This window comes from Neisseria sp. HMSC055H02 (assembly GCF_001813335.1).
Classification (GTDB): domain Bacteria; phylum Pseudomonadota; class Gammaproteobacteria; order Burkholderiales; family Neisseriaceae; genus Neisseria; species Neisseria sicca_C.
Genome location: NZ_KV812094.1, coordinates 52,493 through 64,335, shown reverse-complemented (window position 1 = coordinate 64,335; position 11,843 = coordinate 52,493). Strand labels below are relative to the sequence as shown.

Here is an 11,843-nt window from a genome sequence, read left to right as displayed (position 1 = left end):
TTAATCTGTTTAACCGCCGGTTTGGTGTTTCAAAGCAATCAGAATTTGTCATCAGGCCAGCGCGTGCTTTGCAGGATGCTTGCATCGACGTCCTGAATATTGCGGTGGCCTGTAAACGCCATGGATATGTCCATTTCCTTATACAGGATTTCCAGCGCGCGGGTGACGCCTTCTTCACCGTATGCGCCCAAGCCGTAGAGGAACGCCCTGCCTATCATCGTGCCTTTTGCGCCCAAAGCCCATGCTTTAAGGACGTCCTGACCACTGCGGATGCCGCTGTCCATCCAAACTTCGATGTCGCTGCCGACTGCGCTGACGATGTCGGGCAAAGCTTTGATGGCGGATATGGTGTCGTCGAGTTGGCGGCCGCCGTGGTTGGAAACAACCAATGCGTCCGCGCCGCTTTTCGCTGCTTTTTCCGCATCTTCAGGTTCCATAATGCCTTTGATAATCAGCTTGCCGCCCCACAAATCTTTAATGCGTGCAACGTCGTCCCAGCTCAGGCGCGGGTCGAATTGTTCGGAAGTCCATGAAGACAGCGAGGACAAATCGCCGACGTTTTTAGCGTGTCCGACGATATTGCGAAATGTGCGGCGTTCCGTGTTCAGCATTTTCATGCACCATTCGGGCTTGGTCGCCAGATTGATTAAATTTGCGATGGTCGGTTTCGGCGGCGCAGAAAGGCCGTTTTTAATGTCTTTGTGGCGTTGGCCCAAAACCTGCAAATCGGCGGTCAAAACCAATGCCGAACACTTGGCATCCTTCGCGCGCTTAATCAGGTTTTCCATAAACTCGCGGTCGCGCATCACATAAAGCTGAAACCAAAACGGCGCGCTGGTGTTTTCGGCAACGTCTTCAATCGAGCAGATGGACATGGTGGACAACGTAAATGGAATGCCGAACTTCTCCGCCGCCCGCGCCGCCAAGATTTCGCCGTCGGCGTGTGCCATGCCGGTAAAGCCTGTCGGAGCAATCGCCACCGGCATTTTCACGTTCTGACCGATCATTTTGGTTTCCAGGCTACGGCCCTCCATATTGACCAATACCTTTTGTCGGAAGCGGATATCCTTGAAATCCGAAGTGTTATCACGGTAGGTGGTTTCCGTCCAAGAACCTGAATCGATGTAATCGTAAAACATGCGCGGCATCTTGCGCTTGGCGACAAGGCGCAGGTCTTCGATACAGGTCATTTTACTCAAATCACGTTTCATTGTTGATTGCCTCTGTTAAGGGGGTTGCATATGGATTGGGTCGTCTGAAAAGGGCAGCGCGCTTTCAGACGGCCTTTTGCAATACCATAATCATTCAGTATGAATTAAATAATCTATATCAATCGCAAGTATAAAGCAAATGGTTTTAACCCTGCAAAGAGCGGGGCGATAGCACTTTTCAGACGACCTCGGATTTAAGTTTCAGATAAAAAACAGAAATTTTCAGGCAGATAAAAATCCATTCGCACAGTCATTTAAACAAACAATCGGAAGACGCCCGAATATACTTGACTGAATCACTCAGATATTAGACAATCGCACCACTATAAAAAAGCCGACACAGGCACCTACCATGAGACTGACCACAAAAGGGCGTTTTGCCGTTACCGCCATGATCGATTTGGCGATGAACGCGCAAACCGGCGCTGTCAAACTCAGCGCCATCAGCGAACGCCAAAGTATTTCGCTTTCCTATCTCGAACAACTATTCAGCAAACTGCGGCGCGCCGGGCTGGTTGAAAGCCTGCGCGGCCCCGGTGGCGGCTACATCCTCGCCGCCCCTCCCGCACAAATCAATATCGCCCAAATCATTTCCGCCGCCGAAGACAAGCTGGACGCCACCCAATGCAGCAGCAAAGCCAACTGCCACCACGGTGCGCCTTGCCTGACGCACGACCTTTGGGAAAACCTGAACAAAACCATCAACGATTACCTCAGCAGCGTTACCTTGCAAAGCATCATCGAACAGAAAAACAGCGATGACGGCAGCCACGTCATCCAATTTACACATATCCATTAAGTACATTACAGAAAAAGAAAGAGCAAACCATGACCGTCAAAACCCCCGTTTATCTCGACTACGCCGCCACCACCCCCGTTGACAAACGCGTTGCCGAAAAAATGATTCCCTATCTGACCGAAACCTTCGGCAACCCCGCCTCCAACAGCCACGCATTCGGCTGGGAAGCAGAAGAGGCCGTCGAAAAAGCCCGCGCCGACATTGCCGCCCTGATCAACGCCGACCCCAAAGAAATCATCTTCACCAGCGGCGCGACCGAGTCCGACAACCTCGCCATCAAAGGCGCGGCAAACTTCTACAAAACCAAAGGCAAACACCTCATCACCGTCAAAACCGAACACAAAGCCGTGCTCGACACCATGCGCGAACTCGAACGCCAAGGTTTTGAAGTCACCTACCTCGGCGTACAAGAAAACGGTTTGATCGATTTGGAAGAACTCAAAGCCGCCATCCGCGACGACACCATCCTGATTTCCGTGATGTGGGTGAACAACGAAATCGGCGTGGTGCAAGACATTCCCGCCATCGGCGAAATTTGCCGCGAACGCAAAATCATCTTCCACGTCGATGCCGCCCAAGCCTGCGGCAAAGTGCCTGTTGACGTTGAAGCCGCCAAAATCGACCTGCTGTCCATGTCCGGCCACAAAGTATACGGCCCCAAAGGCATCGGCGCACTGTACGTCCGCCGCAAACCCCGCGTCCGCCTCGAAGCCCAAATGCACGGCGGCGGCCACGAACGCGGCTTCCGCAGCGGCACCCTGCCGACCCACCAAATCGTCGGCATGGGCGAAGCCTTCCGCATCGCCAAAGAAGAACTCGAGCAAGACATGGCACACTACCGCAAATTGCGCGACATCTTCCTCAAAGGCATAGAAGGCATCGAAGAAGTCTATATCAACGGCGACCTCGAACACCGCGCCCCGAACAACCTGAACGTCAGCTTCAACTTCGTCGAAGGCGAAAGTCTGATTATGGCGGTGAAAGAACTCGCCGTATCCAGCGGCTCCGCCTGCACCTCCGCCTCGCTCGAACCCAGCTACGTCCTGCGCGCGCTCGGCCGCAACGACGAACTGGCGCACTCATCCCTGCGTATCACCTTCGGTCGTATGACCACCGAAGAAGAAGTGCGATTCGCCGCCGAACTGATCAAATCCAAAATTGGCAAACTGCGCGAGCTGTCGCCGCTGTGGGAAATGTTCAAAGACGGGATTGATTTGAACTCGATTGAATGGGCGGCGCATTAAGAGCAGCTTGCACTCAAAAAACCATCACGAAAGGAATAAATTATGCTGGGTTGGTGGATAAGCGTTTTCAGCGATGCAGACAGGCAAGAGCCACATCTTATCGCCTCGTGGGAGTGCGGCGTTTCCGGTGCGGACTGGCTGGATGAACTTTACAAAGAGGGGCGAGCCGCGCAGACCGAGAACAAAGGCGGCTATCCCGATGTATACCAAACGCAGGCGCGGTACGTCGCCCCGTGGCTGCTAGACGGTAAAATCTCGCCACAGGGCGATGCGCCGCATGGAAACTTCACGCCTGTTTTTATGGAAGACGACAAGGGCGAAACCGTGCTGATGCAGTCGTACGGCTACCGTCCTTTGAAACTGCACCGTCCTGAATTGCTGCGCGCACTGCCTCCCGAAGCGGTTTTGACGATACAGGTATTTGATTTGAGCTAAAGCATCCGTTTTCAGCAAGCGTAGGTTGGGTTGAAAACCCAATAAGCTTATCAATCTGCCCGAAATGTTGGGTTTAACAACCCAACCCACTTAATAAATAGAAAAAGGTCGTCTGAAAATCTCCCCAAAGACCTTTTCAGACGACCCCATCCAGAAAAATACTAAGAATGACTATAAAAAATAAAACACGCTACTTACTTTCTTGTCTGATGCTATGTTCTGCCCCGCTGGTTTCAGCACAGACACAACCCGATTGGTCAACGATATTTAAATCATTTGAAAATGGCTGTCAATTCGATAAACGTTTGGAAAACCTGCTTGATTCATTTAGTGATATAAACTACAGCTGGAACGATAAGGACTCTAAATATCAAAACCTACGTTTGAATTATCCCAATAGAGTCAATCTGCCAAAGGCTTACCGTGATCTTGCGCACCCGCCGATGACTTTGCACCGCGCGGAGTTTAGTGAAGATGGAGAACCGTTCATTCTTGATCAAACCCGTTTGAAACTCAGCGGTACTTATTATGGCTTGCCTGTGGTCCATATCAGCCAGACGTTCCAAATAGAAACCGCAGGTTACAGCTACACCCGTTTGTTGTTGGATGTGCCGCCGGAACAGGCACGCAAGGTGTTAAAAGGAAAATACCGTCCTGTTCGGAAATACAGTTTGATTTTAGAAGAATACGAAACCCTGCAAGCAAAACTGAAACCGATTAATGTTAACGGGAAAGCCCAAACAATTTTGGAATGTGCTTTTGTATATGGCTGATGAAAAACTGTAATAGGCAATATTGAGCAATTTATCCAACCTAAACATTAAAAAGGGTCGTCTGAAACCTCAAAAAGACCTTTTCAGACGACCTAAAAGCCACCACATTAAAATCAAGGATACAAAACCATGAACGAACAAGATTTAGATTTGGACAACCTCGACAATCTGCTTGAAGATTTTGACGGCGTTACTGTGGAAGGCGGCGTCGATTCGGAAAACGACGACGGCTGCGAAGGCGGCGCGTGCAAAATCTGAATTTCAGGTCGTCTGAAAACCAGCAAACAAACCACTGAAACCATCAAAAAACATTAAGGAAACCACATCATGGCATACAGCAATAAAGTAATCGATCACTACGAAAACCCGCGCAACGTCGGTACTTTTGACAAGGGCGACGATTCCGTCGGCACCGGCATGGTCGGCGCGCCGGCCTGCGGCGACGTCATGCGCCTGCAAATCAAAGTGAATGATGAAGGCATCATTGAAGATGCGAAATTTAAAACCTACGGCTGCGGCTCTGCCATCGCTTCGTCCAGCCTGATTACCGAGTGGGTCAAAGGCAAAAGCCTGGATGACGCGTTGGCAATTAAAAACAGCGAAATTGCCGAAGAATTGGAACTGCCGCCGGTAAAAATCCACTGCTCTATCCTGGCTGAAGATGCTGTAAAAGCTGCCGTGGCAGACTACAAAAAGAAAAAAGGCGTATAACATGGCTGGCGGCTGGGCGCCCGACGGCGAGGAACAGGCGCAAATCGACGCCAATTTGGACGATGCGTTAGCTGCTGCCCGGCAAAAACTGCCCTCCGGCAAAAGCGCCCGCGAATGTGTTGAATGCGGCGAGCCGATTCCCGACGCCCGCCGTCGAGCCCTGCCCGGTGTGCAGTTGTGTATTGCCTGCCAAGAAGAAGCGGACAAACAACAGCAATTCCATTACGCCTACAACCGGCGCGGCAGTAAGGACAGCCAGTTGAAATAGGGTGCTTGAAAGTATTGCTGGGCTATTTTTAGGTCTTGCCTCGGTGGATACTATCTTTGCTGAAGAAAATGCAACCGACTGGGCTTTACTGAAGAAAATGCAACCGACTGGGAAGCAAGAGTCCAACGCGTCTCGCTGACATTCATGTCGTGCTTCATCTCTCCCTGCCCGACGGTTTCAGTCAGCCTCCATCCTACCTAAACTCTATAGTTGCCTAGACGGAAAAACTATGCCTAGCCAAGAAGAAACTTAATTCCTGCTTGCTGCCAAAGACATAATCAAAACCGTATTGCAGCGTTTGCAGCAAATGGGTTTGGATGATGTTGTTACGCTGGCTGCTGCGGACTTGGAAGACATTTTGGAACAAGGCGCAAAACTGACCGGCTCAACCTGTTGGAAAAACAGTCCGCAGGCAAAAAATGCTATTGCTGCGGCGATAGCGTGGGCGAAACAACGTTTTCAGACGACCTGAAGGCAATAGGTCGTCTGAAAATGAAAGCAGGCAAAACAAGACAATGATTGCGAAATAAGGAAAGAAGCATGATTACCATCACAGAAAACGCAGCCAAATACATCAACAACTACCTGACCAAACGCGGCAAAGGCTTGGGCGTGCGCTTGGGTGTGAAAACCAGCGGCTGCTCGGGCATGGCATACAACCTTGAGTTTGTCGATGAAGCGAACGAGGACGACCTGATTTTTGAAGAACACGGTGCGCGCGTTTATATCGACCCGAAAAGCTTGGTTTATTTGGACGGCACGCAAGTCGATTACACCAAAGAAGGTTTGCAGGAAGGTTTCAAATTTGAAAACCCGAATGTCAAAGACTCTTGCGGCTGCGGCGAGAGCTTCCACGTTTAAGACAAAAAAGTGGCGGGACAGTATCAAAACCGTCCCGCCATTTTTTCGCTTCCTGCCTATTGTAGCTGCCTTTGCCTTTTCTTTTCCGTTCCACCTTGTGTCGGAACAAATCGGATTTTACTAAGGCTTTTAAGGCATTGTCGCGTATTTTGCCTTTATTGTATTGCACTTTACTGCTCATATTCAGTCCTTTTGGTTAAGAATCAGCGGATTATAAGGCAAAATCAGGTTTCTGCCGAAAATTTCACATTAATTATCCCGCCATGTCCCAATATTTCACACTCTTCCAGCTTGAACCCGCTTTCGATATCGACGCCGAAAGCTTGGAGCAAACCTACCGCGCCTTGGCTGCCCGTTTTCATCCCGACAAATTCGCTTCATCCTCCGCTTTCGAGCAAAAGCAGGCAGTGATGATGTCTTCCACCATCAACGATGCCTACCGTACCTTGAGAAATCCCATTGACCGCGCGGCGTATCTGTTGAAAACGTTGGGCATAGACGCCGATGCGCCGGAGCATACCTCTTTCGCTCCTGAATTTCTCATGCAGCAAATGGAATGGCGCGAAACGCTGATGGATGCGCAAATGGCGCAAAACAACGAAGCCCTGCGCGCGTTGGACCAAGAAATCAGCCGCGAACAAGACAAGCTGTATCAAGATTTGCGGACGGCCTTTGCAGCGAAAGACCACGAAGCTGCCGCTCAATGGGTGCGCCACGGCAGGTTTTTAAACAAACTGCGCAACGAAATCGCCGCCGCATTGCAAGATTAAATACCTAGATTTTGAGCATCTGAAAGGTCGTCTGAAAACCGGAATAAGGTTTCAGACGACCTTTATTGCTTATTTCATCATGTTGTATGCCATTATATTTTCAAAATTTAACACAAATCCGAATTTGCCTTATTTCATAAGCGCATAGCCGAATGAGGGTTTTGATGCTAAAAAACGCATCTTTGCGGTAAGGCTTGAATCATAGGGAAAGAGGTCGTCTGAAAGAAAATTGGGAAAAGCCCGATTTCAAAACAGCGGCCTTGTCAAGACTGGATAAGCGACGAAAAATACACTATATTGTGCCACTCGATATTAATACATACTGTATCTTGTGTTTCAGGATGGAGAAAGCTCACGATGAATGCACCGACTGATTTGAAAGTAACCAAGCGCGACGGACGTTTGGAAAATCTCGACTTAGACAAAATCCACCGTGTCGTTACTTGGGCGGCGGAAGGCTTGAAAAACGTTTCCGTATCGCAAGTCGAGCTCAAATCGCACATCCAGTTTTACAACGGCATCCGCACCGACGACATCCACGAAACCATCATCAAGGCGGCTGCCGACCTGATTTCGCAGGATACGCCCGACTATCAATATCTCGCTGCGCGTTTGGCGATTTTCCACCTGCGCAAAATCGCTTACGGCGAGTTCGAACCGCCGCATCTCTTCGACCACGTTAAAAAACTCACTGATGCGGGCAAATACGACCGCCACATCATCGAAGATTACAGCCGCGAAGAGTTTGACGAGCTGAACGCTTATATCGACCACAGCCGCGACATGACCTTCTCGTATGCCGCCGTGAAGCAACTCGAAGGCAAATATCTGGTGCAGAATCGCGTGACCCGCCAGATTTATGAAACGCCGCAGTTTTTATACATTTTGGTGGCGATGTGCCTCTTCAGTAAATATCCGAAAGAGACGCGTTTGGATTACGTCAAACGTTTTTACGATGCCGTTTCCACATTTAAAGTATCGCTACCAACCCCGATTATGAGCGGCGTGCGTACGCCTACGCGCCAGTTCTCAAGCTGCGTATTGATTGAATGCGACGACAGTCTGGATTCCATCAATGCTACCACCAGCGCGATTGTGAAATACGTTTCCCAACGTGCGGGCATCGGCATCAACGCCGGACGCATCCGTGGATTGGGTAGCGAAATCCGTGGTGGCGAAGCGCAACACACCGGCTGCATTCCGTTTTTCAAAATGTTCCAAGCGGCGGTTAAATCCTGCTCGCAAGGCGGCGTGCGGGGCGGCGCGGCAACTTTGTTCTACCCCTTGTGGCACATCGAAGCCGAAAGCCTGTTGGTGTTGAAAAACAATCGCGGCGTGGAAGACAACCGCATCCGCCAGCTTGATTACGGCGTGCAAATCAACCGCCTGCTGTACACCCGCCTGATTAAAGGCGGCAACATCACGCTGTTTTCACCCAACGAAGTCCCTGGCCTGTATGACGCGTTCTTTGCCGACCAAGACGAATTCGAGCGTCTCTACACGAAATACGAGCAAGATCCGAACATCCGCAAACGTACTTTGTCGGCTACCGATTTGTTCTCCACGCTGATGCAGGAACGCGCCGGAACAGGACGCATCTACATCCAAAACGTTGACCACTGCAACACGCACAGCCCGTTTGACCCGCGCGTCGCACCCGTGCACCAGTCCAACCTGTGTATGGAAATCGCCCTGCCGACCAAACCGCTGGATAACATCAACGACCCGAACGGCGAAATCGCCCTGTGTACTTTGTCCGCCTTCAACTTGGGTGCATTAAACAGCTTGGACGAGCTGGAAGGTCTTGCCGATTTGACTGTGCGCGCACTTGATGCCTTGCTGGATTATCAAGACTATCCGGTCGAAGCCGCCCGTACCGCGACCATGAACCGCCGCACGCTCGGCATCGGGGTCATCAACTACGCCTACTATCTGGCGAAAAACGGCGTCCGTTACAGCGACGATTCCGCGCTCGGCCTGACCCACCGAACCTTTGAAGCCATGCAGTATTACCTGCTCAAAGCATCGGTGAACCTTGCCAAAGAATACGGCGCATGCCCGCTGTTCAACCAAACCGTTTATTCGCAAGGCAAACTGCCCATCGACACCTACAAAAAAGACTTGGATGCCGTGTGCAGCGAACCGCTGTTGTGCGACTGGGAAAGCCTGCGCGCCGACATCGTCAAATACGGTCTGCGCAACTCTACCCTGACCGCACTCATGCCGTCTGAAACCAGTTCGCAAATCGCCAACGCCACCAACGGCATCGAGCCGCCACGCGGCTTGGTAACAGTCAAAGCTTCGAAAGACGGCATCCTGAAACAAGTCGTGCCGGAGTTTGAAACCCTGAAAGACGCCTACGAAACCCTGTGGCAGCTTCCGGGCAACGAAGGCTATCTGAAACTTGTCGGCGTGATGCAAAAATTCGTCGATCAGGCGATTTCCGCCAACACCGCCTACGACCCGGGCAAATTTGAAGGCAACAAAGTTTCCATGAAACAAATGCTCAAAGACCTGCTGACCGCCTACAAATACGGCGTCAAAACCCTGTACTACCACAACACCCGCGACGGCGCGGACGATACACAGACCGATATTCAGGATGACGGTTGTGCAGGTGGGGCTTGCAAGATTTGATAAGGGCTTTGGTGAAGTAATTGAAAGCCTTTCCTAAATTTGATTATCAAGGTATTGAATATGATCTAACGCATTTAACTGCGTTTTCTTGTGACTATATTCAACCTGCTAAAAGTGATGGTACGGCGGAAAAACGATACCGCTGTATTATCGAGTTTAGTACACATTGTTTTACAAGAGGTGAAAATAAACGTAAGGGAGAAAAGTTATCAGATATTGAATCTGCATTGCATTATGTAACGGCTAAAGAAACACGAATTTTTTGTTTCGAGCGCTACCAGGTTTCAAAAATGTTGCCGCAAATTATGCGTGAAATTAGTAGAAACAAATGTTATTTCACTTCGGCTGACGATAAGTTTCTGACCATATCAGTAACGGATAAAAACGGTAAAAAAGTAGATTATGAAATTTACTTTTCACTTCAAAGAGCCAAATCTCCAAAACATGATGTACATATTTACATTAATAGTGCATATATACGGGATGGGGATTACAAAGAAAATCACGGAACAAAAGTAAGGAGAAAACCGGTCGGTTTCTTTGTGTTATTACATAATACATTGGTCAATAAGAGAATCAAACGCCCAAAGTAAAACAACCCTCACTTAAAAGCAAGGGTTGTCAGTACAGGCTTCGCTTTATAACTGCTCTTGGGCTAGTAGCCTAAAAAAGGCCGGACAAACGCTGAAATGGTTTCATGCCTGCTCATGCGTTTTGTTGAGACAAATTGTACCACGATTGCAATAAGGCTCAAAATAAAAATTTTCAGACGACCCATATGCTTTGCATAGCCTAGAAGTCGCCTATCCTACTTTTAGATTTAAATCAACCTGAGAAAACAGCCATGTCCTGCGAACACCTAGTCATGTCATACAGCATCTTTTCCAAAACCAAAAACGACGCGCTTAAAGAGCCTATGTTTTTCGGTCAGCCGGTGAATGTTGCACGTTATGACCAGCAGAAATACGAAGTATTTGAAAAACTGATTGAAAAGCAACTGTCTTTCTTCTGGCGGCCGGAAGAAATCGACGTGTCGCGCGACCGTATCGACTACGCCAACCTGCCCGAACACGAAAAACACATTTTCATCAGCAATCTGAAATACCAAACCTTGCTTGATTCCATCCAAGGCCGAAGTCCAAATGTTGCCTTGTTGCCTTTGGTGTCGATTCCCGAGCTGGAAACTTGGATTGAAACGTGGAGCTTCAGCGAAACCATCCACTCGCGCAGCTATACCCACATTATCCGCAATATCGTGAACGATCCGTCGGTCGTGTTCGACGACATCGTGCAGAACGAATACATCATCGCCCGCGCCGAAGACATTGCCTGCTATTACGATGATTTAATCGAATACACCCAGTATTACAACCTGTTGGGCGAAGGCACGCACAATGTCGGCGGCAAGCTCGTTACCGTGTCTTTACGTGAGTTGAAGAAAAAACTCTATCTCTGCCTGATGTGCGTCAACGTGTTGGAAGCCATCCGTTTTTACGTTTCATTCGCCTGCTCGTTTGCCTTTGCCGAACGCGAGTTAATGGAAGGCAACGCTAAAATCATCAAACTGATTGCCCGCGACGAAGCCCTGCACCTGACCAGCACCCAGCATATGCTCAACCTGATGCGCGCCGGTGCCGACGATCCTGAAATGGCGGAAATCGCCGTCGAATTGCAGGACGAATGTTTCAAACTCTTCAAAAAAGCGGCGGAGCAGGAAAAAGAATGGGCTGCCTATCTGTTTAAAGACGGTTCGATGATTGGTCTGAACAAGGAAATTCTGGCGCAATATGTCGAATACATTACCAACTTGCGTATGCAGGCGGTCGGCCTGCCCGCCGGATTCGAAGGTGCTACCCAAAACCCGATTCCGTGGATTAACGCGTGGCTGTCGTCCGACAACGTACAAGTCGCGCCGCAGGAAGTGGAAATTTCTTCTTACTTAATCGGTCAGATTGATTCGGAAGTCAGTGCGGACGATTTGGGCGATTTCGAACTGTAATCAAACTCGGCGGTTTTTCCGCATTTCCATCATCAGAGGTCGTCTGAACAGGTGCAGAAACGAAATCAAAGATTTCGGTTATGCCGTGCAGACGGCCTTTCCCGCTTAAACAGATAACAATGGCACTCATCAGCA

15 protein-coding genes are annotated in these 11,843 nt (G+C 49.6%); 13 read left to right on the top strand and 2 right to left on the bottom strand.

Annotation, left to right across the window (positions count from 1 at the left end; all coding sequences use genetic code 11):
- Nucleotides 1–38: 38 nt before the first annotated feature.
- Complete coding sequence (locus HMPREF2907_RS06025; RefSeq protein WP_070681153.1) at nt 39–1,211, bottom strand: alpha-hydroxy acid oxidase; 1,173 nt, start codon at nt 1,209–1,211, stop codon at nt 39–41.
- Nucleotides 1,212–1,563: 352 nt separating this feature from the next.
- Between HMPREF2907_RS06025 and iscR the strand changes: the two genes are divergently transcribed.
- The 9 genes from iscR (at nt 1,564) to iscA (ending at nt 6,302) form a co-directional block, all read left to right on the top strand.
- Entirely contained in the window at nt 1,564–2,010 is a 447-nt protein-coding gene (gene iscR, locus HMPREF2907_RS06020) for a Fe-S cluster assembly transcriptional regulator IscR (protein WP_003764827.1), read from the top strand.
- Between the two features lie 29 nt (nt 2,011–2,039).
- A complete protein-coding gene (locus HMPREF2907_RS06015) occupies nt 2,040–3,254 on the top strand; it encodes an IscS subfamily cysteine desulfurase (protein ID WP_070681150.1) in 1,215 nt (404 codons plus the stop codon).
- Nucleotides 3,255–3,296: 42 nt separating this feature from the next.
- Nucleotides 3,297–3,689 carry a hypothetical protein gene (locus HMPREF2907_RS06010; RefSeq protein ID WP_070681147.1) on the top strand — a complete coding sequence of 131 codons (393 nt, stop codon included), beginning with the start codon at nt 3,297–3,299 and terminating at the stop codon, nt 3,687–3,689.
- A 167-nt stretch (nt 3,690–3,856) separates the two neighbouring features.
- Nucleotides 3,857–4,462: a hypothetical protein gene (locus HMPREF2907_RS06005; RefSeq protein WP_070681144.1), complete on the top strand. Its 606-nt coding sequence runs from the start codon at nt 3,857–3,859 to the stop codon at nt 4,460–4,462.
- 129 nt (nt 4,463–4,591) lie between these two features.
- Nucleotides 4,592–4,720 (top strand): hypothetical protein, encoded by a 129-nt coding sequence (locus HMPREF2907_RS13540; protein WP_002234986.1) that lies wholly within the window; start codon nt 4,592–4,594, stop codon nt 4,718–4,720.
- Nucleotides 4,721–4,789: 69 nt separating this feature from the next.
- Nucleotides 4,790–5,173: a Fe-S cluster assembly scaffold IscU gene (iscU, locus tag HMPREF2907_RS06000; RefSeq protein WP_070681141.1), complete on the top strand. Its 384-nt coding sequence runs from the start codon at nt 4,790–4,792 to the stop codon at nt 5,171–5,173.
- A 1-nt stretch (nt 5,174) separates the two neighbouring features.
- On the top strand, nt 5,175–5,441 hold the full coding sequence (locus HMPREF2907_RS05995) for a DksA/TraR family C4-type zinc finger protein (protein WP_070681138.1): 267 nt from the start codon (nt 5,175–5,177) through the stop codon (nt 5,439–5,441).
- A 256-nt stretch (nt 5,442–5,697) separates the two neighbouring features.
- Nucleotides 5,698–5,913, top strand: coding sequence for a recombinase RecA (locus HMPREF2907_RS05990; RefSeq protein WP_239650776.1), 216 nt, complete (start codon nt 5,698–5,700; stop codon nt 5,911–5,913).
- 68 nt (nt 5,914–5,981) lie between these two features.
- Entirely contained in the window at nt 5,982–6,302 is a 321-nt protein-coding gene (iscA, locus tag HMPREF2907_RS05985; protein WP_070608865.1) for an iron-sulfur cluster assembly protein IscA, read from the top strand.
- Here the strand turns inward: iscA and HMPREF2907_RS11830 are convergent.
- Nucleotides 6,262–6,483, bottom strand: coding sequence for an alternative ribosome-rescue factor A (locus HMPREF2907_RS11830; protein ID WP_083310686.1), 222 nt, complete (start codon nt 6,481–6,483; stop codon nt 6,262–6,264). The genes iscA and HMPREF2907_RS11830 overlap by 41 nt on opposite strands.
- Nucleotides 6,484–6,565: 82 nt before the next feature.
- Here HMPREF2907_RS11830 and hscB point away from each other — a divergent pair, with 82 nt between their 5' ends.
- From hscB to nrdB, 4 genes are all read left to right on the top strand, one after another.
- Nucleotides 6,566–7,072: a Fe-S protein assembly co-chaperone HscB gene (gene hscB, locus HMPREF2907_RS05980; protein WP_070681135.1), complete on the top strand. Its 507-nt coding sequence runs from the start codon at nt 6,566–6,568 to the stop codon at nt 7,070–7,072.
- Nucleotides 7,073–7,429: 357 nt separating this feature from the next.
- A complete protein-coding gene (gene nrdA, locus HMPREF2907_RS05975; protein WP_003778485.1) occupies nt 7,430–9,709 on the top strand; it encodes a class 1a ribonucleoside-diphosphate reductase subunit alpha in 2,280 nt (759 codons plus the stop codon).
- Nucleotides 9,710–9,729: 20 nt separating this feature from the next.
- Nucleotides 9,730–10,302 (top strand): hypothetical protein, encoded by a 573-nt coding sequence (locus HMPREF2907_RS11825; RefSeq protein WP_003778487.1) that lies wholly within the window; start codon nt 9,730–9,732, stop codon nt 10,300–10,302.
- Between the two features lie 272 nt (nt 10,303–10,574).
- On the top strand, nt 10,575–11,708 hold the full coding sequence (nrdB, locus tag HMPREF2907_RS05970) for a class Ia ribonucleoside-diphosphate reductase subunit beta (protein ID WP_070681261.1): 1,134 nt from the start codon (nt 10,575–10,577) through the stop codon (nt 11,706–11,708).
- Nucleotides 11,709–11,843 lie beyond the last annotated feature (135 nt).

Excerpts from the sequence above, each read along its gene's own strand:
- HMPREF2907_RS06025 (WP_070681153.1), bottom strand. The coding sequence starts at position 1,211 with ATGAAACGTGATTTGAGTAAAATGACCTGTATCGAAGACCTGCGCCTT.
- iscR (WP_003764827.1), top strand. The coding sequence starts at position 1,564 with ATGAGACTGACCACAAAAGGGCGTTTTGCCGTTACCGCCATGATCGAT.
- HMPREF2907_RS06015 (WP_070681150.1), top strand. The coding sequence starts at position 2,040 with ATGACCGTCAAAACCCCCGTTTATCTCGACTACGCCGCCACCACCCCC.
- HMPREF2907_RS06010 (WP_070681147.1), top strand. The coding sequence starts at position 3,297 with ATGCTGGGTTGGTGGATAAGCGTTTTCAGCGATGCAGACAGGCAAGAG.
- HMPREF2907_RS06005 (WP_070681144.1), top strand. The coding sequence starts at position 3,857 with ATGACTATAAAAAATAAAACACGCTACTTACTTTCTTGTCTGATGCTA.
- HMPREF2907_RS13540 (WP_002234986.1), top strand. The coding sequence starts at position 4,592 with ATGAACGAACAAGATTTAGATTTGGACAACCTCGACAATCTGCTTGAA.
- iscU (WP_070681141.1), top strand. The coding sequence starts at position 4,790 with ATGGCATACAGCAATAAAGTAATCGATCACTACGAAAACCCGCGCAAC.
- HMPREF2907_RS05995 (WP_070681138.1), top strand. The coding sequence starts at position 5,175 with ATGGCTGGCGGCTGGGCGCCCGACGGCGAGGAACAGGCGCAAATCGAC.
- iscA (WP_070608865.1), top strand. The coding sequence starts at position 5,982 with ATGATTACCATCACAGAAAACGCAGCCAAATACATCAACAACTACCTG.
- HMPREF2907_RS11830 (WP_083310686.1), bottom strand. The coding sequence starts at position 6,483 with ATGAGCAGTAAAGTGCAATACAATAAAGGCAAAATACGCGACAATGCC.
- hscB (WP_070681135.1), top strand. The coding sequence starts at position 6,566 with ATGTCCCAATATTTCACACTCTTCCAGCTTGAACCCGCTTTCGATATC.
- nrdA (WP_003778485.1), top strand. The coding sequence starts at position 7,430 with ATGAATGCACCGACTGATTTGAAAGTAACCAAGCGCGACGGACGTTTG.
- nrdB (WP_070681261.1), top strand. The coding sequence starts at position 10,575 with ATGTCATACAGCATCTTTTCCAAAACCAAAAACGACGCGCTTAAAGAG.